This is a genomic window from Pseudonocardia lutea (assembly GCF_042658055.1).
Classification (GTDB): domain Bacteria; phylum Actinomycetota; class Actinomycetes; order Mycobacteriales; family Pseudonocardiaceae; genus Pseudonocardia; species Pseudonocardia lutea.
Genome location: NZ_JBHSQK010000045.1, coordinates 31,970 through 53,472 on the forward strand (window position 1 = coordinate 31,970; position 21,503 = coordinate 53,472).

Consider the following 21,503-nt stretch of genomic DNA (forward strand, 5'->3'; position numbering starts at 1 on the left):
GCGTCAGAAGGCCCGGTGGTACTGCCGGGGCCAGGACTCGGTGCCTCGGGTCCGCAGTGCCCAGTAGGGGTCGCGCAGCAGTGCGCGCCCGACCAGCACGGCGTCCACGAGCTCGGGGACCGCCTCGTCGAGGTGGCGGGTCTCGCAGACCGCCCCGGACGCGGCGACGGACACTCCGGCCGTGCGGAACAGCGGGCCGTACCGGGCGTTGTGCAACGGCTCGGTGAGGCGCCCGGCCTCGGGGACCAGAGCCCCGGAGGACAGGTCGATCATGTCGACGCCGTTCGACCCCAGTGCGGCGGCGACGACGGTCATGTCCGCGGTGGTGAGCCCGCCCGCGAGCAGGTCCTCGGCGGGTAGCCGGACGACGAGTGGCTTGCCCTCCGGCCACCCGGAACGCAGGGCGCGCACCATCTCGAGCGGGAACCGCATGCGGGCCTGCAGGTCTCCGCCCCAGTCGTCGGTGCGGCGGTTGGCCAGCGGCGACAGGAACTCGTGGAACAGGTAGCCGTTGGCGCCGTGCAGTTCCAGCAGTCGGTACCCGGCGTGATGGGCGTTCCGCGCCGCTCGCTCCAGGTCCTCGAGCACTCTCGTCCCGTCCGCGGACGTCATCTCGCGGGGGACGGCGAGCCCGGCGAAGGGTGCCGCGGAGGGGGCCAGGGGCTGCCACCCGCCGTCCTCCGGTGCGATCGCGCTGCGCGTGCCGGCGTTGTCCCACGGCACGCCGTGCGAGCTCTTCCGACCGGCGGCGCCGAGCTGGACCGCGGGCACCGATCCGCCCGTCTCGATCACCTCGACGAGCCTGCGGTGCCCGGCGAGTTGCCGCTCGCTCCACAGGCCGAGGTCACGGGCGGTGGTGCGCATGTCCGGCGCGACGGCCGTGCACTCGACCATCACCAGGCCGAGACCGCCCGCGGCCCGTGCGCCGTAGTGCGCGAGGTGCCAATCGGTCGGGGTGCCGCCTGCGTCCGCGGAGTACTGACACATCGGGGAGAGCCACACCCTGTTGGGCAGCGTCACGTCCCTCAGCCGCAGCCGCGTCCACACCGTCATGCAGTCGTCCTCGCGGCCAGGAGGAGCTTCGCGGTCTCGGCGGGCTGCTCGAGGAGGAAGTGGTGGCTGCCCAGCTCGTGGACGACGAAGTCGATCCGGTCGCCGTACCGCTCGGGCGCGGCGGGGTCGAGCAGCCCGCGAACCGCGAGGGTCGAGACGGGATGGGGGACGGCGGCCAGCGCCTCGTCCATGTCCCACCGCAGCATCTCCGCGAGAGCGCCGACACCGACGGCGGGTGCGACGCTCGACATCTTCGCGAAGACCGTCTCACCGAACGCCGGATCGGTGTCGGGCACCGAGCCCATGACGACCAGGCTGCGCACTCCTGCCGAGAAGTCGTCCTCGAAGGCCTGCAGCAACCCCCGCGCCGCAGTGTCCTCGATCGCGGGATAGAGGCCCAGGTAGTGGAACGAGTCCAGGCCGACGACCTGGGTGACCGTGTCGGGGCGCAGCCGTGCCAGCTCGAGCGCCACGGCGCCGCCCATCGAGTGTCCGACGACGACGCACCGGGCGACCGACTCGGCGTCGAGCACTGCCGCGACGTCTCGGGCGAACTCCGCCATCGTCCAGTCGGTGCGTGCGCTCGTGGAGTCGCCGTGCCCGGCGAGGTCCACGGAGATGACCCGGTCGGTGGCGGGCAGGTACGCGGCGGCGGGCGCGAAGTCCGTCCGCCGGCAGCCCCAGCCGTGGATGTACACCCAGGTGGACCCGCCCACCGGGCCGTCGACGGTGTAGCTGATGGTCGTGTCCTCGGCGCGGGACACCGTGCGGACGGACTCGTCGATGCTGGTCATGGCCACCCCATCATCTGTGTCGCAGAAGTGCACGACGTACCGGATGACGGCACGTTAGGGTGCGGGGTCCGGGGCGTCAACCGCCGCAGGTGACATCCGGGTGGCCGCTCCGAAGTCGACGAGCCCCGCGTCGTTGACCCGTACACCCGGGTCGATCTCGCGCGAGCACTCCTCGACGAGGGTGCGGATCCGGCGGGCGTCCGCGGTGCCGGCGACCTGGGGCTCGCCCAGGGCGTCGAGCACGATCGGTACGAGCCGTAGGCGGGGCTGCCCTCCCGCCGGCAGGTTGACCTCGAACACGGCGCTGTCGAACCACGGCCTCCCCTCGAACAGCCGCGACGCCCGATAGGGCAGCCCGAAGAAGGTGTCCGGCTGCTGCACCTCGCCCGTGTGGAACAGGAAGTTGCCGAGCGAGTAGAGGATCAGTCCGTCGTTCCATCGCTCCACGGGGTGCAGGCAGTGCGGGTGGGTGCCCGCGACGACGTCCGCGCCTGCGTCGATCAGGCGCCGGCCGAGTGCCTGCTGGTACTGCGCGAGCGGCCCCTGGTTCGGTGGGAGGTAGGCGAACGGCACCCCCCAGTGCAGGCAGACCACGACCCGGTCGGCCTCCGCTCGCGCCTCCCGCACCCGCTGCTCGACGCGCCGGACGTCCGGCTCCTGCGCGATGCTGCGGACGAACGGCGGGGTCCCGGGCTGCTCGTGGAGCAGGGTGCCGTCGAGGGCGAAGCTCTGGTCGACCCGCAGCGGGGCGATGCCCGGCCGGGTCGCGGTCGCGTTGGCGCCCGGTGGGAGCGTCGCGCAGAAGCTGAGCACGGCGAGCCGCCCGCCCGCTGCCTCGACGACCACCCCGGCGTCCGCATCGGTCAGCGTCCGGCCACCCCCGGCGTGCCGGATCCCGGCACGATCGAGGGCGCCCAGGGTGCTGAGCAGCCCCTCGACGCCGTGGTCGAGAGCGTGGTTGGTGGCGAGCGAGACGACGTCGATGCCCATGGCGCGCAACGGGTGAGCGGCCGAGGTGGGCAGTCTGATCGTCATCTCCTTCTCGGTCGGGTGGTCGCGGTCCACGAGCGGTGCCTCGAGGTTCGCGATCACGACGTCGCCGGTCAGGGCGGGCCTGTCCGGGCGGGCCGCCGGTGGTCGGGCGAGGACGGTGTCGCCGACCAGAACGATCTTCATGAGGATGCCTCCGTAACGGCCGGGCGGTTGACGGGATGCGCAATTGTGCCGCAAGGTAGCACCGCTGTGCCGCAATGATGAACAGTTGCCGGAGTTCCGGAGGCGAGACCAGCGATGCCCACCACCCGCTACAGCGGATACCAGTCCTTCTCCTACCTGCAGGCCGGAACGGACTACGACGAGTTCGAACCCTCCCCGGACGTCGACCGGCTCCCGGCGTACGACCTCGGCCTGACCGACGAGGAGTCGGCGCGCACCGAGCGGCTGCTCGCCGGCAACGTGGTGGTGTCCCTGCACGACCACCCGGTGAAGTTGCCGCGCCACGCCCGGACCGAGCTGCTGGACTGGAACCGCGGGGCGCGCCTGGCCTACGGCTACGGGGGGCTCGCCCGCTCCGGGCTCGACGCCGTGTTCGACAACCTGGGTTGGGGGGCGTGCGAGTCCCGCAGCGGCTGGAAGTGGGACGACGTCATCACCGACCTCGGGATGCGGTTCTGCGACTTCGCCCATCAGGACTACGCCTTCCGTGCCGATTCGGTCGACGATCTGCGGCGGGCGCACGCGGAGGGCAGGCTCGCCGTGGTGGCGGGCCTCGAGGGCGGAGCACTGATCGAGAACGAGATCGACCGCCTGGACGTGCTCTACGGCCTGGGGGTGCGCCAGATGGGCATCGCCTACAGCGACGCCAACGCCCTCGGCAGCGGCCTGCGGGAGAAGGGCGATGGCGGGCTCACCGGGCTCGGCCGCAGGGCCGTCCGCCGGATGAACCAGCTCGGCATGGCGATCGACGTCTCCCACTCCGGGGACCGGACCGCCCTCGACGTGATCGAGGCGAGCGAGAGACCGGTCCTCATCACCCACGCCGGCGCGCGGGCGGTGTGGGACACCCCGCGGATGAAGCCGGACGAGGTGATCCGAGCCTGCGCGGAGTCCGGCGGCGTCATCGGGATCGAGGCCGCCCCGTACACGACCGTGAGCACCGAGCACCGTGCGCACAGCATCGAGTCCGTCATGGACCACTTCCGGTACTGCGTGGATCTGGTCGGGATCGAGCACGTCGCCTTCGGGCCGGACACCTTCTTCGGCGACCACCTCGACATGCACCACGTGATGAGCGCGAAGTGGGGCGTCGAGGACACCATCCGCTCCGGTCCGGAGTTCGAGCCGGTCGAGTCGGTCGCCGGGCTGGAGAACCCCGGGGAGTGCTTCCGCAACATCACCGGGTGGCTGGTCCGAGAGGGCTACCCGGACGACGAGATCGCCGCAGTGATCGGCGGGAACGTCCTGCGGGTGCTGGAGAAGATCTGGTGACCGCGCCCGTGAAGCGGAGCCGGGTCCTGCCCGCCGCGATGGTCGGCCACGGCGTCGAGTCCTACGACTTCGTCATCTACGGCGCCTCGGCGACGATCATCGCGAAGCACTTCTTCCCGGCGGGCGACCCCGCGCTCGCGATCCTGTCCTCGCTCGCGGTCTACGGCCTCGCGTTCGTGGTGCGCCCGCTCGGCGCCGCGATCTTCGGCAGCATCGGCGACCGCCTGGGTCGACGCACGGCGCTGTCCACCGTAGTGCTGATCATGGCCGTCTCCACCGCGGCGATCGCGGTGTTGCCCACCTACGAGTCGGTCGGCGTCCTCGCGCCGATCATGCTGCTGGTCTGTCGGCTGGCCCAGGGGATCTCGATGGGGGCCGAGTACACGAGCGCCGCCTCCTACGTGATGGAGCAGGCAACGCCGGGCAAGCGCGGAACGGGGCTCAGTGCCGTCGGCAGCGCAACCTACGTCGGCTCCGCGCTGGCCTCCTTCGCGCTGTTGGCGCTGCGACTGATCTCCGAGTCGGCCTACGAGGACTGGAGCTGGCGGCTCGCGTTCCTCGCGGGAGGGCTGATGGCGCTGGTCGGGCTGTACATGCGGCTGAAGCTGGACGAGACCCGGACCTTCCGGGAGCTGGAGTCGGCAGGGGGGACCGCGGCCCGCCCGATCCGCGACACCTTCCGCAACTGGCGGGTGTTCCTGCTGTCGTTCACGATGTTCGCCCTGCTCGCGGTCGTGGTGCACAACCTGCTCGGCTACCTCCCCACCTACCTGACGACGACCGGAGGCGTCCCCGCCGACACGGTGCTCGTCTCCGGCGGGGTCGCGCTGCTCGTGTGCGCGGCGCTCTGTCTCCCGGCCGGGATCATCGCCGACCGGGTCGGGCGCAAGCCGGTACTGGTCGCAGGCGTCGCGGTCGCCGTCATCGGCTCGCTGCCCGCCTATCTGTTGGCGAGCGGGGGCACCCTGGCGACCACGCTCGCCACCCAAGTGCTCCTGGTGATCCCGGCGGCGCTGGTCACGGTGGGCTCGACCGTGGTCGCGGTGGAGCTCGTCACCGCCCGGATCCGGGCGACCAGCACGGCGCTGGCCTACAACGTGGCCTACGCGATCTTCGGCGGGACCGCCCCGATCCTCGGCGCACTGCTCACCGGGTGGTTCGGCAGGCTCGCCCCGGGTGGGTACATCACCGCACTCGCGATCGTCGCGCTGATCGTCGTGGTGGTGGCGCTTCCGGAGACCCGCTCCCCGGACCGGGTGCCGGAGAAGGTGCTGCGATGACGGCGGTGAAGGACCGCATCGCGGCCGAGTTCGCCCGGCACGAGCCCGCGGTCGTGGCGCTCGCGCAGCGGATGGGGGCGGAGCCGGAGGTGGCGTTCGAGGAGCACCGGACGGCGGCCGCGGTCGTCGGTCTGCTGCGTGAGCACGGCGGGTTCACCGTCGAGGAGAAGGTGGCGGGGCTCGATACGGCGTTCACCGCGACGGCAGGCACCGGCTCGCTGGCGATCGGGCTCTGCGCCGAACTCGACGCGCTGCCCGGCATCGGCCACGGATGTGCGCACAACGTCATCACGGCGAGCTCGGTCGGAGCCGCGCTCGCGCTGTCCCCGCTCGCCGAGGAACTGGACCTGACGATCCGCCTCCTGGGGACACCGGCCGAGGAGGTGCTGGCGGGCAAGGCGATCATGCTGCGGGAGGGCGCCTTCGACGGCCTGCACGCCGCCCTGATGACCCACCCGACGCTGAAGGACATGGCCACCCCGACCATCCGCGCGGTCCGGCACTGGTCGATCTCCTACCGCGGACGCACCGCACACGCGTCCCGCCCGTTCGAGGCGCTCAACGCGGCCGACGCCGTGACCGTCGCCCAGGTCGGGATCGGCCTGCTGCGCCAGCAGAAGCGTGACGCGGACCGCGTCCACACCTGGGTCAAGGAGGCGGGCAGCGCCGTCAACGTCATTGCGGGCGCGGCGGTCGTCGAGTGCATGGTCCGGGCGGACACCCTGGACGAGGTCGACCTGCTCTGGCCGCGGGTGCGGGCCTGCTTCGAGGCGGGAGCGCTCGCCGCGGGCGTCGAGGTGGAGATCGTCGAGCTGGCGTCCGCGCACGGGTTCCGGCACGACCGCGAGCTGGCCGGGCTGTTCCAGGCGAACGCCGAGGCGCTCGGCCGGACCTTCCCGGACTACGCCGACAAGGCGATCGGGTCCACGGACATGGCCGAGGTGTCCGTCCGCATGCCCAGCATCCATCCCGTCCTGTCCTTCGACTCGCCACCCGAGGACGGCAACCACACCGCCGCGTTCGCCCGGGCCGCCTCGGGGCCCGAGGGCGCGCGGGCGATCCACGACGGCGGGCTCGCTCTCGCGTGGACCGTCGCGGACGCCGCGGAGGATCCCGCGCTCCGGCGCCGGCTGACTGCCCCGGGCCCGTTCACGTGGGCAGAGCGAGGAGAGGACACGTGACCTACGACCCGAACACCTTCGAGCCCCTGCGTTTTCACACCGCGACCGCGGCCTTCCGCGACGGCACCGACTCACCGCGCGACTACCTCGAGCGCTGCCTGGCGACGATCGAGGACCGCGACCCGGTCGTCCGGGCCTGGGTGGTGCTCAACGAGGAGGGGGCCCGGACGCAGGCCGACGCCAGCACCGCACGCTGGCGTCGCGGCGAGCCGCTCTCGCCGGTCGACGGAATGCCGATCGGCATCAAGGACCTCCTGGAGACGAAGGACATGCCCACGCAGATGGGCTGCGCTGCCTTCGCGGGAAACTTCCCGAAGCGGGACAACGCCGCGGTGTGGGCGTTGCGTCAGGCGGGGGCCGTCGTCCTGGGCAAGACCGTGACCACGGAGCTCGGTGGTCCCGAGCCGAGCCCCACGACCAACCCCTTCGACCCCCGGCGCACCCCCGGCGGGTCGTCGTCCGGGTCCGGGGCCGCCGTCGGCGCACGGATGGTCCCGGCGACGATCGCGACCCAGACGGGCGGCTCGCTGATGCGGCCTGCGAGCTTCAACGGGGTGTGGGGTCTCAAGCCCTCGCAGGGTGCGATCAACCGCGGTGAGCGGCAGACCGCAAGCACCACCACGCACGGCGTGCACGCCGGCTCCGCCGAGGACATGTGGTCGGTCGCCATGGCCGTCGCCTCCCGCGCGGGGGGCGATCCCGGCCGTCCCGCTCTCCACGGCCCGGCCACTCTCCCCGCCGCGCGCGTGCCGAGCACGATCGCGGTGATCGAGACCGACGCCTGGGAGCGCCTGGACCCGATGAGCCGGGGCGCGTTCGAGCAGGTCGTCGCCCAGGTCGAGGCCGCGGGGGTGCGGGTGCTGCGGCGGACCGAGGACGCCGTCGTCGAGCGCGTCGAGCGCGCCCTCGTCGGAGCGACCGAGATCGGCAGCGGGATCCTCGCCTGGGAGCACGCGTGGGCCTTCCGGGACCTCGCCGAGGCCCGGCCGGACGACTTCGGCGACCGGGTCAAGCGGTTCTTCTTCGACACCGCCGCGCGCCTCGGTCCCGAAGGTTACGAGGAGGCTCTCCGCGGCCGCGCCGTGCTCACGGCCGCCTACGCCGCACTGGCGACCCGGGTGGACGCCGTCGTGCTCCCCACCTCCAGCGGCCCGGCCCCGATCTGGACCGGTGACGTGCCGGGGGAGCCCCCGGTCCGGTGGCCGACCGGTGACCCGGGTTTCAACTTCCCCAGCTCGCTGCTGGGCGCACCGGCGGTCAACGTCCCGCTCATGGCCGTCGGCGGTATGCCGTTCGGACTGCAGGTCATGGGGCAGCCGGGGACGGACGCGCGCACCGTCGGGATCGCGCGATGGGTGGGGGAGGACCTCACGCCGGTCAGCCTCTGAGGCGAACCCGGTGTGAGCAGACCGGCAGGACGGTACTCACCTCGCTCCCGGGACAGCTCGGTCACGTGCTACCGGAACACGCCGACACGATCAGGTGAACAGCGCAGCTCGCTGGGCTGCATGGCGCAGAGAGCGGTATACGGTCCGGACGTCGGGAACGCGGGCCGTCTCGCCAGGGGGAGCCGTGGCCAACTCTGCCATGGGTGATCGTTCCAGCCAGCTGCGTGTGGCGTTCCACCGGCTCCAGGACTGGGCCTATCCCGACGAGGTGGACCACGAGCAGTTCCGGGCCTACATGAAGACGCCGCACGACGTCGGAGGCGAACCGGACGCACCCGCCCTCTTCGAGGACAAGCAGGAGGAGGAGTGGGAGCTCAACACGTTCGTGACGTGTGAGGTCCTCGGCTGGAGGGGCGTCTGGACCTCCGAGGAACGCCGCAGGCTCGGCAACGTCGACATCGGGAGGACGAGCTACCTCGGGCTTCCGTACTACGCCCGGTGGCTGTGGGCGGTCGCCCGTTGCCTGGTCGACAAGCGCCACATCACCCTGGGCGAGCTGATCGAGCGGGTCGACGAGGTCGGTAGGCGCTACGCCGACGGCGGCGGTGCGATCACGGCCTCCCCGCGCTCGGTCGGCGACGCCGAGGCTGTCCCTCGCAACCGCCACCACACCGCGGCGCTCGGCAAGGGGGATCCGCAGTGCTTCGCGGGCATGGCCGGGCCCGCGGGTTTCGAGGCGGGCGACCGGGTCCTGGTCCGTGACCTGCCCACGATCTTCTACACGCGCACCCAGGAGTACCTGCGGGGCGCGACCGGGACGGTGGTCAAGGCGTCCTACGAGAGCCCGGCGCCGGAGGACGAGGCGTTCGACCGCGACGACCAGCCGCCCGAGTGGTTCTACATCGTGCGGTTCACGATGGCCGACCTCTGGGAGGGCTACACCGGCCCGGCGCACGACACCCTGCAGGCGGAGATCTCCGAACGGTGGCTGGAGCCGGTCGGCTAGACCGGAACGGTCGGCCGCGGCGCGACGAGGGGGTGCGGACATGACAGAGGCGGACGAGGTGGCCGAGGGTCACGGCCACGGGGCACCGATGGTCGAGAAGATCACCGACTTCGAGGTGCTGGAGATCGCGTTGCGCGAGCTCGCGATCGAGAAGGGGTTGTTCACTGCCGAGGACCATCGGCGCTACACCGAGCACGTCGAGCAGCTGCAACCGGCGGCCGGGTCCCGGTTCGTCGCCAAGGCCTGGCTCGATCCCGCGTTCCGGCAGCTGGCCCTCGACGACCCCATCGCGGCGTGCCGCGAGGTGGGCGTCGACTGGCTGGAGCCGACCGGGTTCGGGACCCCCAGCGACTTCACCGCACTCGAGGTACTCGAGGACACCCCGACCCTGCACCACGTGATCGTGTGCACCCTGTGTTCCTGCTACCCCCGACCGCTGCTCGGGATGTCACCGGAGTGGTACCGGACGCCGAACTACCGCCGCCGCATCGTGCGCTGGCCGCGCCAGGTCCTTGCGGAGTTCGGCCTCTACCTGCCCGAGGACGTCGAGATCCGGGTCGAGGACTCCAACTCGAAGCACCGGTTCATGGTGCTCCCCGTCCGGCCGGACGGAACCGACGGCTGGACCGAGGACCAGCTCGCGGAGATCGTGACGCGGGACTGCCTGATCGGCGTCGCCCTGCCCAAGGTCGGCGTCACGACGAACGCCGCCCGCCCGGTGCATCCCGCGATCCGGCCGGCGCCGGGTTACTAGCAGGGGGAATGAGACATGACGACCGACCGGGACATCGCACGCGTCACCGTGCCGACGCTGCAGCGGCTCGTCGCGCGGGGACAGGTGTGGACACGGGTGGCGGCGGAGTACGGCGTCACCAACCCCCAGCCACCGTGGAAGTCCAGCCTCGACGGGATGTGCGACGCGCTCGACGACGAAGGGTCGGTGCTGCCGCCGCTCACCCGTCGTGACGACGAGGACCTGCTCTCCAAGGAGGTGTACGGCATGCTCCCGTACCCGGAGAGCCAGCTGGTCGCGCTGGCGCACTCGATGGTCGGACGAGGGCTGATCGACGAGGACGCGCTGGCCCGGCGCCTCGACGAGGTCCGTTCCCGACTCGCGGCGAGCGAGGGCTGACACCGAGCCTGCCGGCCGACGAGATCGACCCCTCACGTTGTTCGCGAACCACCCCCGGATCGGCGACCCCTGTTCGAAGTCATCAGTCCGGCCGGATTCGAGGAGCATTCCGCGGGCCGAGCGACCTGGCCGCCTCCGAGGACCGCCCATGCACGGTCGGTCTACTGCGAGGACTCGAACCCGGGAGCGCTCCGTTCCTCGACCCCCGGAACCCCCGCCACTCGACACCAGAGCCCGACTTCCCGGGCTCGAGCCGACGGCTGACCACGAAGGGCCGCCGCGCCCCGGCCCGGCGCCCGGCCGTGACCTGCGGGGAAGACCTCAGCGCGCCTGAGCCTCGGATCAACATCGCGGACACCGCCCCGAGCCAACTGGCAACGATCAGCAGCTGGGCCCGCTCCAGGGTGCCGACGCCGGGGCCGTCGAACAGGGCCGACGCGCTGAGCGCGCTCCCGAGCAGCAGCACCGCCGCGCCGCAGGCCACGCCGAACCACCACAACCCTCGCCCGGACAACCCGTGCCTGGCCCGCCGCCCGACGAGGACCATCGCAGCCGCCGCCGCGATCATCCCGACGACACCGGACACGGTGTGCAGGTCGGTGAGCTGCCCCAGCAGCGACCTCGACTGTTCGATCCGCGCACAGACCGGGTCCACGGACGGTGCACAGGCCATCGGACTGACGCCGTCCACGATCGACGCCGCCCCGACCGTGCCCACGAGCACGGGACCCGCCATCCCCCGACCGGCAGGTCGGCGCAGCCACTCCCACACACCCACGGCCAGGACGACGATCAGGACGCCGGCGACGACGTCGGCGGCGCGGAACCAGCCGCTGCCCGGTGAGCCACGCACCGCCAGCTCGCTGACGAACGCCCGGGTGCGGTCCAGGCGTCCGCCCACCAGCGGGGCGAACAGGAACCAGCAGTAGCAGCACACCCCGGCCACCCCTACCCACCCTGCGCACGCGGTCCGCCGTCGGCGGACCCCGAAGACGGCTCGCAGCGCGGGCCGCCGCCGGGCGCCGGTCGCACCGCAGGGCCGCTCCGGCGACCACCGCCGCGGCGACGACGGAGCCGGAACCTGGGCAGCGCGCCCGCCCGCCGACCTGCCGGACATGCGACCAGAATCGTGGCCGAGCGCACGAAGCGCCAGCCGGAGCAGCACCGACCCGACCGGCGGGGAGGGATACGCCGCCAGCCCGAACCCAGCCGACTGCTCAGCAGTGGCGCCGGAGAACCCGCGCGCGGCGCCGTGGCAGGTGCACGCGCAAGCCCCCGCTGTCCACGGCCTCGAGGGCGCCGAGCAGCAACGAGTCGCACCGGCCACCGGTCAGGGCCACGTCGACGAAGTCCGTCGTCAGCGCCGTCCACGCCCGCCACTGCCGCAGCAACACATGACCGGCACGGGGCAGCTCGACGCGGGCGACTCGGGCACCGACCCGGCGCGCGCCCACCGCGAACCGGTAGGACATTGCCGGATCGGTGTGCCGGTCGCGAGCGCCATGGAGGATCAGTACCGCTCGGCCCGTCAGCTGTCCCACGGGATCCGCTTCCTCCAACCAGGGGCCGAGGAGAACGACACCGGCCACCCGCGCATCGCCGGCAACGTGGACCGCCACCCTGCCCCCGAGGGAATGGCCGACCAGACCGACGGGTACGGGCCCATACCGCCGCCGGACCTCGCCCAGCGCCCACCACGCGTCGACCACCGGGTCGGCGCGCTCGCCGTTCCACCCCCGGTAGCGGTAGCGCAGCACGTGCACGGCGAGGCCGTTCCGCCGTCCCCGCCGGGCGATCTGCCTCGCCAGGGGCCACAGGAACGCCTCGGCCAGCCACAGGTGAGGCCGCCGGCTCTCGGCCTCCCCGCCGGGCAGGACCAGCACGACCGCTCGCACCGAACGCGCCCCCTGGCCACGACTGAGCTCCGGCACGCGCACGCCTCTCCGCACCCGGCCAGTCTGCCCCGGTGGCCACCGGGGGCGTGCCCGAACGGCGCCCTCAGCCGCCGAGCTCCGCGCTGATGTTCTTCGCGATCCGGGTGAGCACCGGGACGATGTAGCGCTCGATGTGCCCCGGGCTGGTGCGCCCGGTGGAGCTGGAGGAGGAGAGCGCGGCCACCACCTGACCGGTGTGGTCACGGATCGGCGCCGACACCGCGATCAGGCCGCGCTCACGTTCTTCGGACACGAGCGACCAGCCCTGCTCGCGGACGCGGTCGAGGGCGTCCCGGAACTGGTCCGGGTCGGTGATCGTGTGTGGGGTCAGTGGCTGCAGTCCCGGGTCGAGCAGGTAGTCCTCGACGAACTCGGGTGAGGCCGCGGCGAGAAGGACGCGTCCCATGGAGGTCGCGTGCGCGGGAACTCGGGTTCCTGCTGCTGCGGTGACGTTGAGGACCCGCTTGGCGGGGACGCGGGCCAGGTAGACGACCTCTTTGCCGTCCAACGCCGACAGGGAGGCGGATTCCTGGGTCTCCTCGACGAGCTGGCTCATGTGCGGTTCGGACACCGAGACGATCGTGCTCGAGGTGGCGTAGTGCTGGCCGATGGTCAGCACGCGTGGGGTGAGTCGCCAGTGGCTGCCGGTGGTCGGCTCGACGTAGCCGAGGTGCTGCAGGGTGAGCAGGATCCGGCGTACGGCCGGCCGGGAGAGCCCGGTCGCGTTGGCGATCTCGATGAGGCTGGGGTTGGTGCGCTCGGCGTCGAAGGTCAGCAGCACCGCAAAGCCACGCTCGATGCTCTGGATCCGGTCCTTGCTCCCGGGGTCGTCCGATTCCTCCACGGCCCCATCGTCTCGCACGACAGGGGGAGGACGACCATCGGCACGAGCCCGGGTTGACGGATCATCCGGCGTCCGGCATCCTCTGGATGCACGCCAGGCGTGCAAAATGCACGGAGAGCGTGCACGGAGGTGGAGTCAATGGCGATCGACCCGAAGGAATTGCGCCGGTGCCTCGGGCACTTCACGACCGGCGTCACCGTGATCACCTGTCAGGGCGAGGACGGGACACCGCACGGTGCCACGGTCAACGCCTTCACGGCGGTGTCCCTGGAGCCGCCGCTGGTTCTGGTGTCGCTGGACCGGCGATCCCGGCTGTGCGGGCTGCTCGAGGCGCGAGCGTTCACGGTCAACGTCCTCGAGTCCGCGCAGAAGGATCTCGCCCTGCACTTCGCCGGCCGGCCGAACCAGGAGGTGCGCTGGGCCGCGGACAGCGCCTGCGGCGCGCCACGGCTGGACGGCACCCTCGCCCACATCTCCTGCACGCCCTGGCAGGCCTACGACGGCGGCGACCACGTCCTCTACGTGGGTGAGGTCCAGCAGTTCCACATTCACGAGGGCCGACCGCTGCTGTTCCACTCCGGCCAGTTCCACCACCTCGGCGGCGATCACAACCCGCTGCTCTGGGACGACTCGGCCGACGGCCCCGACGCCGGGGTCTCGTTCATCTCCACGCTGGCCGGCACCCGCCGAGTCTGACCATCGCACCTACTGCACCCCGCAGACGTCCATACGAAGGAGTCGACGATGACCCTGCAGCAGGACCACACCAGCGTGCCGACCGATGCCGAGGGCCGGGTCACCCGGCCGCTGACCGGCGCCGAGTACATCGAGAGCCTGCGTGACGGCCGGGAGATCTACCTCTACGGCGACCAGGTCGACGATGTCACCACCCACCCGGCCTTCCGCAACGCCGTGCGCATGACGGCTCGGCTCTACGATTCCCTGCACGACCCGGACAAGCAGGACCTCCTCACCGTCCCCACCGACACCGGCAGCGACGGCTTCACCCACCCGTTCTTCCGGGCCCCGAAGTCGGTCGAGGACATGAGGAAGGACCGCGACGCGATCGCCGAGTGGGCTCGGATGACCTACGGGTTCATGGGCCGCAGCCCCGACTACAAGGCCGGCTTCCTCGGCACCCTCGGCGCCAACCCGGACTTCTGGGCGCCGCACTCGGACAACGCCGAGCGGTGGTACCGCGAGTCGCAGGAGAAGGTCCTGTACTGGAACCACGCGATCGTCAACCCGGCGGTCGACCGCCACCGCGCCCCGGACGAGGTCTCCGACGTGTTCATGCACGTCGAGGAGGAGAACGCCAACGGCGTCGTCGTGTCCGGGGCCAAGGTCGTCGCCACCGGTTCGGCGATCACCCACTTCAACTTCCTCGCCCACTACGTCCTGCCGATCAAGAAGCGCGAGTACGCGCTGGTGTGCACCGTCCCGATGGGTGCGCCGGGGATGAAGCTGATCTGCCGGCCCTCCTACTCGCACCAGGCCGCGACCACGGGTACCCCGTTCGACTACCCGCTCTCGAGCCGGATGGACGAGAACGACACGATCTTCGTCTTGGACAAGGTGCTCATCCCCTGGGAGAACGTCTTCGTCTACGGCGATGCGGAGAAGGCCTCGAGCTTCGTCCCGGCCTCGGGGTTCCTGCACCGGTTCACCTTCCAGGGCGTGACCCGCCTGGCGGTCGAGCTCGACTTCATCGCCGGGCTGCTGATGAAGGGTCTCGAGGTCACCGGGACCAAGGACTTCCGTGGGGTGCAGACCCGTGTCGGCGAGGTCATCGCCTGGCGCAACCTGTTCTGGGGTCTCTCGGACGCCATGTGCGCCAACCCCGAGGAGTGGGTCGGCGACACCCTGCTGCCCAAGCACGAGTACGGCATGGCCTACCGCTGGTTCATGACCGTCGGTTACGCGCGGGTCCGCGAGATCATCATGCAGGACCTGGGCTCGTCGCTGATCTACCTGCCCAGCCACTCCTCGGACTTCGCCTCCGCCAAGGTCCGGCCCTACCTCGACAAGTACGTGCGCGGCTCGAACGGCTACGACGCCGTCGACCGGGTCAAGCTGATGAAACTGATCTGGGACTCGATCGGCTCGGAGTTCGGTGGGCGCCACGAGCTCTACGAGCGCAACTACGCCGGCAACCACGAGGGCGTGCGCCTGGAGATGCTGATGGACGCCCAGATGTCCGGGGCCGCGGATGCGATGAAGGGTCTCGCCGATCAGTGCCTCTCGGAGTACGACCTCAACGGCTGGACCGTCCCGGATCTGATCAACAACGAGGACACCTCGGTCTTCGGCCGCCGCTGACCTGACCGACGAGAAGGGCAGATCATGACCACCACGCAGCCATCTCCCACGGCGGCCGGGTCGGGAAGCTCCGCGACCGAGGCCTTCCGCGCCACCCGTGCCGACTCTGGCGCTCCGCAGGTCTCCACCGAGCGCATCGCCGCGGTCGTGTCCTCGTTGCTGGCCGGCATCCACGACACGATCCGCACCCAGGCGGTGACCTACGACGAGTTCCAGGCCGCCAAAGGCTTCCTGATCGAGGTCGGCGAGGGTGGCGAGTGGCCGCTGCTGCTCGACGTCCTCGTCGAGCACGTCGTCGAGGACGTCGCCTCCCGCAGCCGGACGGGCACCAAGGGCTCGATCCTGGGCCCCTACTACCTGCCGGGTCAGCCCCGGCTCGACTCGCCGGCGACGCTGCCGCAGCGACCCGACGAGAAGGGCACCGCGCTGGTGTTCTCCGGTCAGGTCCGCGACACCGAGGGCAACCCGCTACCCGGCGCCGAGATCGACATCTGGCAGGCCGACGAGCAGGGCTACTACTCCGGGTTCGCCCCGCACATCCCCGAGGGCAACCTGCGCGCCGTGGTCGTCGCCGACGACCAGGGCCGCTTCGAGATCCACACCATCGAACCGGCCCCCTACCAGATCCCCACGGACGGCCCGACCGGGAAGCTGCTCGGAGCAGCGGGCTGGCACCCCTGGCGGCCCGCGCACCTGCACCTGCTCGTCCGTGCGCCGGGCAAGCGAACCGTCACCACGCAGCTCTACTTCCGTGGCGGCGAGTGGCTCGACTCCGACGTCGCCTCGGCGACCAAGCCCGAGTTGATCCTCGACCCGGTCGAGGTCGGCGACGGGACCCACGCGGTCGAGTACGACTTCACCCTCGAACCCGCGTGACCGGCGGGACGCCCGGGCCCACCCGACCGGCCCGGCGTCCCGCTCCGCCCTGCCGCCAGAACGGAGAACCACGATGAGCGACCTGCGGATCGACCGGGTCGAGACCGTCATCGTCGACATCCCGCTGCGCCGCGCCCACCGCTTCGCGCGGGCCGGCATGCACGCCCAACCCGTGCTCTACGTCTTCATCCGCACCGCCGGCGGGGTCACCGGTGTCGGTGAGGGCGTGGTCCCCGGCGGCCCGTGGTGGGGCGGCGAGTCCGTCGAGACCATGCAGCTGATCGTCGAGCGGTACCTCACCCCGATCCTGCTCGGACGCCGGGTCGACGACATCCCCGCCATCCTGCGCGACGCCTCCGACGCGGTCGCGGCGAACCTGTTCGCCAGGACCGCGGTCGAGGTGGCCCTGCACGACGCCTGGGCCCGCCACCTCGACGTGCCCGTCCACACCCTCCTCGGTGGCGCGGCACGCACCAGCCTGCCGGTCACCTGGGCACTGGGCACCGAGTCCGCCGACACGGTCATCGAGGAGGCCTTGGCCAAGCTCGACTCGGGCCTGCACACCTCCTTCAAGCTGAAGATGGGGGCCCAGGACCCCGTCGACGACGTCGCCCGGATCACCGAGGTCACCGCGAAGCTCGGCAGTGCCGCCGGGGTCCGGGTGGATCTCAACGCCCGCTGGGACCGCCTCACCTCGCTGACCCACCTGCCCGCGCTGGTCGAGGCCGGCGTGGAGATGATCGAGCAGCCGGTACCCGGCCACGACGTGGACGCGCTGGCCGCGATCAACGCAGCCCTGCCGATCCCGGTGATGGCCGACGAGAGCCTGCGCACTCCGGCCGACGCGCTGCGACTGGCGAGCACCCACGCCGCGAGCATCTTCGCGATCAAGACGACCAAGTCCGGTGGGCTCCGAGCCAGCCGGGCGATCGCCGAGATCGCCGCCGCCGCGGGCATCCCCTGCTATGCGGCGACCTCGATCGAGAGCCCCGTCGGGACCGCGGCGTCCCTGCAGGCCGCCTGCACCAGCCCCGCGACCGGGTGGGGGAGCGAGCTGTTCGGGCCGCTGCTGCTGGCCGAGGAGATGTTGGTCGACCCGCTGGTCTACGACACCGACGGACTGCACCTGCCCGAAGGACCCGGCCTCGGCGTCGAGCTCGACCCCGCCCGGATCCGCGCCTTCCGGAGGACATGACCCATGCAGTTCCACGTCCGGACGGTCTTCGACGTCGACTCCGGCGACGATCTGCACGCGCTGCCGTCCTCGCTACCGCTGTTCCCGCACACGTCGATCACGGTCACGCCACCGGCCACGCATCCGTCGGACTTGAAGGCGCAGTCGTGACCGCGGCCCTGCAGCCGGTCTCGGTGCGGATCCCGCTGTGGTCAGGCCTCGGTGAGGCGCCCGCCGACCTCGGGCCGACCGTGGTGACGATCGGCGTGTTCGACGGCCTGCACCGCGGCCACCGTCGCCTGGTCGACCACGCCCGCCGGATCGCCGACGAGCGTGGCCTGCCGCTGGTCCTGGTCACCTTCGACCCGCACCCGGCCCGGGTCCTCGGCCTCGCCCGCGACACAGCCACCCTGACCACCCTCGAGCACCGGACCGAACTCGCCGGCGCGGCCGGGGCGGATGCGGTCTGCGCCCTGCGCTTCACCCGCGACCTGGCCCGCCTGAGCCCGCGGACCTTCGCCCGACGCGTGCTGGCCGACACACTCGGCGCGGACGCGGTGGTGATCGGCGCGAACTTCACCTTCGGCGCGAAGGCCGCAGGCGATGTGACGACGCTGCAGGAGCTCGGCATCGACCTGGGCTTCACCACGCACCCGGTGCCCCTGCTGAAGGCAGTCGACACCCCCTGCTCGTCGAGCTACATCCGGCGGTGCCTGTGCGCCGGGGACCTGGACGGTGCGACCCGGGCGCTGGGGCGGCCGCACCGGGTAGCCGGGAACCGCAGCGGCGACCAGGTGACACTCGCTCACGACACAGCCCTGCCCCCACCCGGACGGTACCGCGGCACGGTGGACGGGCTGCCCGTGCTCGTCGAGGTGACCGGCGCGCACACCTTACGGATCATTGCGGGCCCCGCGACCGGAGACGGCTCGACCACCGTGTCGTTCCACGGCACGGAGGAAGGACACCGATGAGCGATCTGGAACGGCGGCTCGCCCGGCTGGAGGCCCTGGAGTCGATCCGCGACCTGGACGCTCGCTACTGCCGGGCCCTCGACGACGGCGCCTGGGACACCCTGGTCTCGCTGTTCACCGACGACGGCGAGTTCGTCGGTCTGTCCCGCGCCCGCGGCCACACCGAGCTGCGCGCCTTCTTCGCCGGGCTCGCCGACGCCGGACTGACGGCCTTCTGGCACCACGTGACCAACCTCGAGATCACCCTCCACGGCCCCGACAGCGCCCGGGCGCGGTCGTTCCTGTGGCAGCCCTGCGTGCAGGACGGCGTCCCGCACATCGCTGCCGGCCGCTACACCGACACACTGCGCCGGATCGGCGGCGAGTGGCGCTACGTCAGCAAACAGGTGTCGTTCGACTACTTCGTCCCGCTCGGCGACGGCTGGGACCACGGCCGGTTCACCGTGGCCTCGGCCGCCGCCACCTACCCCGGGAGACGGTCCGCATGATCACCGCACTGCACCACCGCATCGACGGCCGGACGACGCGCCTGTGCTCGTGCTCGGCCCGTCGCTGGGCACCGACCTGTACCTGTTCGACGCCCAGGTCGCCGCGCTGGCCGACCGGTACCGCATCGTGCGCTACGACCTGCCCGGCCACGGCGCCGGCCCCACCCCCGGACGGCCCGTACTCGATGGCGGGAATGGCCGACGCCGTCGCCGCCCTGCTGGACCGCCTCGGCATCGAACGCGCCCACTGTGCGGGGGTGTCGATCGGCGGCGCGATCGGCCAACAACTCGCCCTCGACCACCCCGGACGATGGGGCGTGGCGATGGACCTCGTCCGCGACGCCCGCTTCGGCCTGGAGACGATCTGCATCGGCGGCGGGCAGGGCCTCGCCGCACTCGTCGAGAAGACGGCGACGGGAGCCGTTGAGTGAGAGGCTGGGGAGATTCCCGATGCCCGACGTCCTCGCCGGGGAGAACGACGTCCTCGAAGGTCTGCTCGGTCTACTGCGGCAACGCAGGGTCGGTGAGCGGCTGCCGGCCGAACGTGATCTCGCAGAGTTGTTCGGTGTCGGCCGGGCGGTCGTCCGTCGCGCGCTCCGCGAGTTGGACCAACGGGAGCTGATCGCCACACGGCGACAGGTCGGTTCCTTCGTCACAGCGCCTGGCTCTCGGAGCGCGTCGTAGCGGACCTTGTCCGGGCTGTCCCGACGACACCGTGGAGTGCCCCGAGATCGGCGAGATCCCGGCCTCGGCTGCGCCGGGTCCCGCGAGTCACCGAGGGCTCCCTAAGGGCTGGTTCCTCGGTAGGTCCGGACGTGTCGCGCGATGTCCATCGCCGCTTGGACGACGTCGTGGGGTAGCGGAGACCGCGGCGGCCGGGCAGTCATGTGGTGTTCGAGTGCTTCGAGCAGTTTCGCCACCGAGTTGTAGACGAATGGCGCGGACAGGGGACTGTCCGGGTCGAGCTCTGCCGACCGGGCTCGCAGGGTCCTCGCCGCGTCGGCGAGCACCGCGGGATCACCGGCGAGGTCCCACGAGCTGTCTCGCGAGCGCTGCTCGTCATCCATGCGTCCAGTATCGGGACGCAGCTGAATCGGCTGTCGCTCGCAGTGGCACTGGAGCGACGCTGCGCGTCTCGGCAGGACCTGCTACCACCGGCGACCTGGGCCATGGATCGAACGGGCCGTCGTCCCGGCGACCTCCCTGGGTCGGTCGACGCTGGAGGACGCCCGGGCCGAGGTGGTTTGCCTCGACCAGGTCGGGCAAGACCCTCTGACGAGGGTCACGGACGTGCCGTCCACTGCCATGCGCTCGGAGGCGCTGTGAACACATCGCAGGTGTTGAGCGCGCTCGAGGGGACGCGGGCGTGGCAGGAGGAGTTCTACCGGGACCTGCACGCCCATCCCGAGCTGTCGCACCAGGAACGGCGCACGGCGGAGCGGGTGAGCGAGCGGCTGCGCCACGCCGGTTACGAGGTGCACGAGGGCATCGGGGGCACCGGCGTGGTGGGTGTGCTGGGCAACGGCACGGGCCCGACGGTGCTGTTGCGCGCCGACATGGACGCGCTCCCGGTGCGGGAGGACACCGGCCTGCCGTACGCCAGCACTGTCAGTGCGACCGACGCCGCGGGCGACGAGGAGCCGGTGGCCCACGCGTGCGGGCACGACGTGCACGTGAGCTGCCTGCTCGGCGCCGCCCAGGTGCTCGGCGACCGCAGGGACATGTGGCAGGGCACTGTGGTGGCGTTGTTCCAGCCGGCCGAGGAGACCGGCGACGGCGCCCGCGGCATGGTCGACGACGGGCTCGCCGACCTGATCCCGGCTCCGGATGTCGCCTTGGCTCAGCACGTGCTGCCGGCGCCGGCCGGGCAGGTGGGCACGCTCGCCGGGCCCGTGCTCTCCGCGGCGGACAGCATGCGGATCACCGTGCACGGACGTGGGGCGCACGGGTCGACGCCGCATGCCGCAGTCGATCCCGTCGTGCTCGCAGCAATGATCGTGATTCGGTTGCAGACGGTCGTCTCGCGGGAGACCCCGCCCGGGGAGACCGCGGTGTTGACCGTGGGCTCGCTTCGGGCCGGCAGCAAGAGCAACGTCATCCCGGACCGCGCCGTGCTCGAGCTCAACGTCCGCACCTACAGCGAGAGCACGCGAACCACGATCCTGGACGCGATACGCCGGATCGTGACCGCGGAGTGCCAGGCCTCGGGCTGCCCGCGGGAACCGGAGTTCGTGCTGTTCGACCGGTTCCCGCTCACCACCAACGACGCCGCGGTGACCGACCGCGTGGCCCGCGCGTTCGGCGAGGCCTTCGGCGAGCGAGCCGGCCCACTGGAGCAGCAGACCGCGAGCGAGGACTTCAGCGACATCCCCACCGCGCTCGGCGTCCCCTACACCTACTGGGGTGTCGGCGGCATCGACCCGCAGACCTACCAGCAGGCGCACGAGGCCGGCCGGGTCGCACAGGACATCCCGGTCAACCACTCCCCGGGCTTCGCCCCGGTCCTCCAGCCCACCCTCGACACCGGTACCCGAACCCTCGTCGTCGCCGCCCTCGCCTGGCTGGCTCCGTAG

At 71.6% G+C, this 21,503-nt stretch carries 24 protein-coding genes; 17 read left to right on the plus strand and 7 right to left on the minus strand.

All coding sequences use genetic code 11. The features are described 5' to 3' along the window. Positions 1-3 precede the first annotated feature (3 nt). From ACFQH9_RS18665 to ACFQH9_RS18675, 3 genes are read right to left on the minus strand one after another with little or no spacing between them, the layout of a single operon-like run. Complete coding sequence (locus ACFQH9_RS18665) at positions 4-1,053, minus strand: oxidoreductase (RefSeq protein ID WP_379567427.1); 1,050 nt, start codon at positions 1,051-1,053, stop codon at positions 4-6. After that, positions 1,050-1,847 (minus strand): alpha/beta fold hydrolase, encoded by a 798-nt coding sequence (locus tag ACFQH9_RS18670; RefSeq protein ID WP_379567428.1) that lies wholly within the window; start codon positions 1,845-1,847, stop codon positions 1,050-1,052. The genes ACFQH9_RS18665 and ACFQH9_RS18670 overlap by 4 nt, the downstream gene beginning before the upstream one ends. A 54-nt stretch (positions 1,848-1,901) precedes the next feature. Then, the gene (locus tag ACFQH9_RS18675) at positions 1,902-3,023 is read right to left on the minus strand and encodes a CapA family protein (protein WP_379567429.1); all 1,122 of its coding nucleotides are present in this window, start codon (positions 3,021-3,023) and stop codon (positions 1,902-1,904) included. Between the two features lie 114 nt (positions 3,024-3,137). Here ACFQH9_RS18675 and ACFQH9_RS18680 point away from each other — a divergent pair, with 114 nt between their 5' ends. The 7 genes from ACFQH9_RS18680 (at position 3,138) to ACFQH9_RS18710 (ending at position 10,321) form a co-directional block, all read left to right on the plus strand. Further along, the gene (locus ACFQH9_RS18680; RefSeq protein ID WP_379567430.1) at positions 3,138-4,334 is read left to right on the plus strand and encodes a dipeptidase; all 1,197 of its coding nucleotides are present in this window, start codon (positions 3,138-3,140) and stop codon (positions 4,332-4,334) included. After that, positions 4,331-5,614 carry an MFS transporter gene (locus ACFQH9_RS18685; protein WP_379567431.1) on the plus strand — a complete coding sequence of 428 codons (1,284 nt, stop codon included), beginning with the start codon at positions 4,331-4,333 and terminating at the stop codon, positions 5,612-5,614. The genes ACFQH9_RS18680 and ACFQH9_RS18685 overlap by 4 nt, the downstream gene beginning before the upstream one ends. Continuing rightward, complete coding sequence (locus ACFQH9_RS18690; protein WP_379567432.1) at positions 5,611-6,795, plus strand: amidohydrolase; 1,185 nt, start codon at positions 5,611-5,613, stop codon at positions 6,793-6,795. The genes ACFQH9_RS18685 and ACFQH9_RS18690 overlap by 4 nt, the downstream gene beginning before the upstream one ends. Then, complete coding sequence (locus ACFQH9_RS18695) at positions 6,792-8,183, plus strand: amidase (protein ID WP_379567433.1); 1,392 nt, start codon at positions 6,792-6,794, stop codon at positions 8,181-8,183. The genes ACFQH9_RS18690 and ACFQH9_RS18695 overlap by 4 nt, the downstream gene beginning before the upstream one ends. Positions 8,184-8,367: 184 nt before the next feature. After that, positions 8,368-9,189, plus strand: a complete 822-nt coding sequence (locus tag ACFQH9_RS18700) for an SH3-like domain-containing protein (RefSeq protein ID WP_379567434.1) — start codon at positions 8,368-8,370, stop codon at positions 9,187-9,189. Positions 9,190-9,229: 40 nt separating this feature from the next. Beyond that, complete coding sequence (gene scnC, locus ACFQH9_RS18705) at positions 9,230-9,943, plus strand: thiocyanate hydrolase subunit gamma (protein ID WP_379567435.1); 714 nt, start codon at positions 9,230-9,232, stop codon at positions 9,941-9,943. A 15-nt stretch (positions 9,944-9,958) separates the two neighbouring features. Beyond that, on the plus strand, positions 9,959-10,321 hold the full coding sequence (locus ACFQH9_RS18710; RefSeq protein ID WP_379567436.1) for a hypothetical protein: 363 nt from the start codon (positions 9,959-9,961) through the stop codon (positions 10,319-10,321). Between the two features lie 82 nt (positions 10,322-10,403). On the opposite strand, the gene ACFQH9_RS18715 is transcribed toward ACFQH9_RS18710, so the two are convergent. From ACFQH9_RS18715 to ACFQH9_RS18725, 3 genes are all read right to left on the minus strand, one after another. After that, positions 10,404-11,267 carry a DUF998 domain-containing protein gene (locus ACFQH9_RS18715; protein WP_379567437.1) on the minus strand — a complete coding sequence of 288 codons (864 nt, stop codon included), beginning with the start codon at positions 11,265-11,267 and terminating at the stop codon, positions 10,404-10,406. Positions 11,268-11,538: 271 nt separating this feature from the next. Further along, on the minus strand, positions 11,539-12,258 hold the full coding sequence (locus ACFQH9_RS18720) for an alpha/beta hydrolase (protein WP_379567438.1): 720 nt from the start codon (positions 12,256-12,258) through the stop codon (positions 11,539-11,541). A 61-nt stretch (positions 12,259-12,319) separates the two neighbouring features. Beyond that, a complete protein-coding gene (locus tag ACFQH9_RS18725; protein ID WP_379567439.1) occupies positions 12,320-13,099 on the minus strand; it encodes an IclR family transcriptional regulator domain-containing protein in 780 nt (259 codons plus the stop codon). A gap of 138 nt (positions 13,100-13,237) precedes the next feature. On the opposite strand from ACFQH9_RS18725, the gene ACFQH9_RS18730 reads away from it, so the two are divergent. The 9 genes from ACFQH9_RS18730 (at position 13,238) to ACFQH9_RS18770 (ending at position 19,614) form a co-directional block, all read left to right on the plus strand. After that, on the plus strand, positions 13,238-13,795 hold the full coding sequence (locus ACFQH9_RS18730; RefSeq protein ID WP_379567440.1) for a flavin reductase family protein: 558 nt from the start codon (positions 13,238-13,240) through the stop codon (positions 13,793-13,795). A 48-nt stretch (positions 13,796-13,843) separates the two neighbouring features. Beyond that, complete coding sequence (locus ACFQH9_RS18735; RefSeq protein WP_379567441.1) at positions 13,844-15,418, plus strand: 4-hydroxyphenylacetate 3-hydroxylase N-terminal domain-containing protein; 1,575 nt, start codon at positions 13,844-13,846, stop codon at positions 15,416-15,418. Positions 15,419-15,442: 24 nt separating this feature from the next. After that, positions 15,443-16,294: a catechol 1,2-dioxygenase gene (catA, locus tag ACFQH9_RS18740; protein ID WP_379567442.1), complete on the plus strand. Its 852-nt coding sequence runs from the start codon at positions 15,443-15,445 to the stop codon at positions 16,292-16,294. A gap of 73 nt (positions 16,295-16,367) precedes the next feature. Further along, positions 16,368-17,489, plus strand: coding sequence for a muconate/chloromuconate family cycloisomerase (locus ACFQH9_RS18745; protein WP_379567443.1), 1,122 nt, complete (start codon positions 16,368-16,370; stop codon positions 17,487-17,489). A gap of 3 nt (positions 17,490-17,492) precedes the next feature. Continuing rightward, positions 17,493-17,639 carry a muconolactone Delta-isomerase family protein gene (locus ACFQH9_RS18750; protein ID WP_379567444.1) on the plus strand — a complete coding sequence of 49 codons (147 nt, stop codon included), beginning with the start codon at positions 17,493-17,495 and terminating at the stop codon, positions 17,637-17,639. Beyond that, the gene (locus ACFQH9_RS18755) at positions 17,636-18,442 is read left to right on the plus strand and encodes an adenylyltransferase/cytidyltransferase family protein (protein WP_379567445.1); all 807 of its coding nucleotides are present in this window, start codon (positions 17,636-17,638) and stop codon (positions 18,440-18,442) included. Before ACFQH9_RS18750 ends, ACFQH9_RS18755 begins: the two co-directional genes overlap by 4 nt. Beyond that, on the plus strand, positions 18,439-18,930 hold the full coding sequence (locus ACFQH9_RS18760) for a nuclear transport factor 2 family protein (RefSeq protein WP_379567446.1): 492 nt from the start codon (positions 18,439-18,441) through the stop codon (positions 18,928-18,930). The genes ACFQH9_RS18755 and ACFQH9_RS18760 overlap by 4 nt, the downstream gene beginning before the upstream one ends. Next, complete coding sequence (locus tag ACFQH9_RS18765; RefSeq protein ID WP_379567447.1) at positions 18,927-19,361, plus strand: alpha/beta fold hydrolase; 435 nt, start codon at positions 18,927-18,929, stop codon at positions 19,359-19,361. The genes ACFQH9_RS18760 and ACFQH9_RS18765 overlap by 4 nt, the downstream gene beginning before the upstream one ends. Positions 19,362-19,380: 19 nt before the next feature. Next, positions 19,381-19,614, plus strand: a complete 234-nt coding sequence (locus ACFQH9_RS18770; protein WP_379567448.1) for a GntR family transcriptional regulator — start codon at positions 19,381-19,383, stop codon at positions 19,612-19,614. A 101-nt stretch (positions 19,615-19,715) separates the two neighbouring features. On the opposite strand, the gene ACFQH9_RS18775 is transcribed toward ACFQH9_RS18770, so the two are convergent. Then, the gene (locus tag ACFQH9_RS18775; RefSeq protein ID WP_379567449.1) at positions 19,716-19,997 is read right to left on the minus strand and encodes a hypothetical protein; all 282 of its coding nucleotides are present in this window, start codon (positions 19,995-19,997) and stop codon (positions 19,716-19,718) included. Between the two features lie 255 nt (positions 19,998-20,252). Between ACFQH9_RS18775 and ACFQH9_RS18780 the strand changes: the two genes are divergently transcribed. Beyond that, positions 20,253-21,503, plus strand: a complete 1,251-nt coding sequence (locus ACFQH9_RS18780) for an amidohydrolase (protein ID WP_379567450.1) — start codon at positions 20,253-20,255, stop codon at positions 21,501-21,503.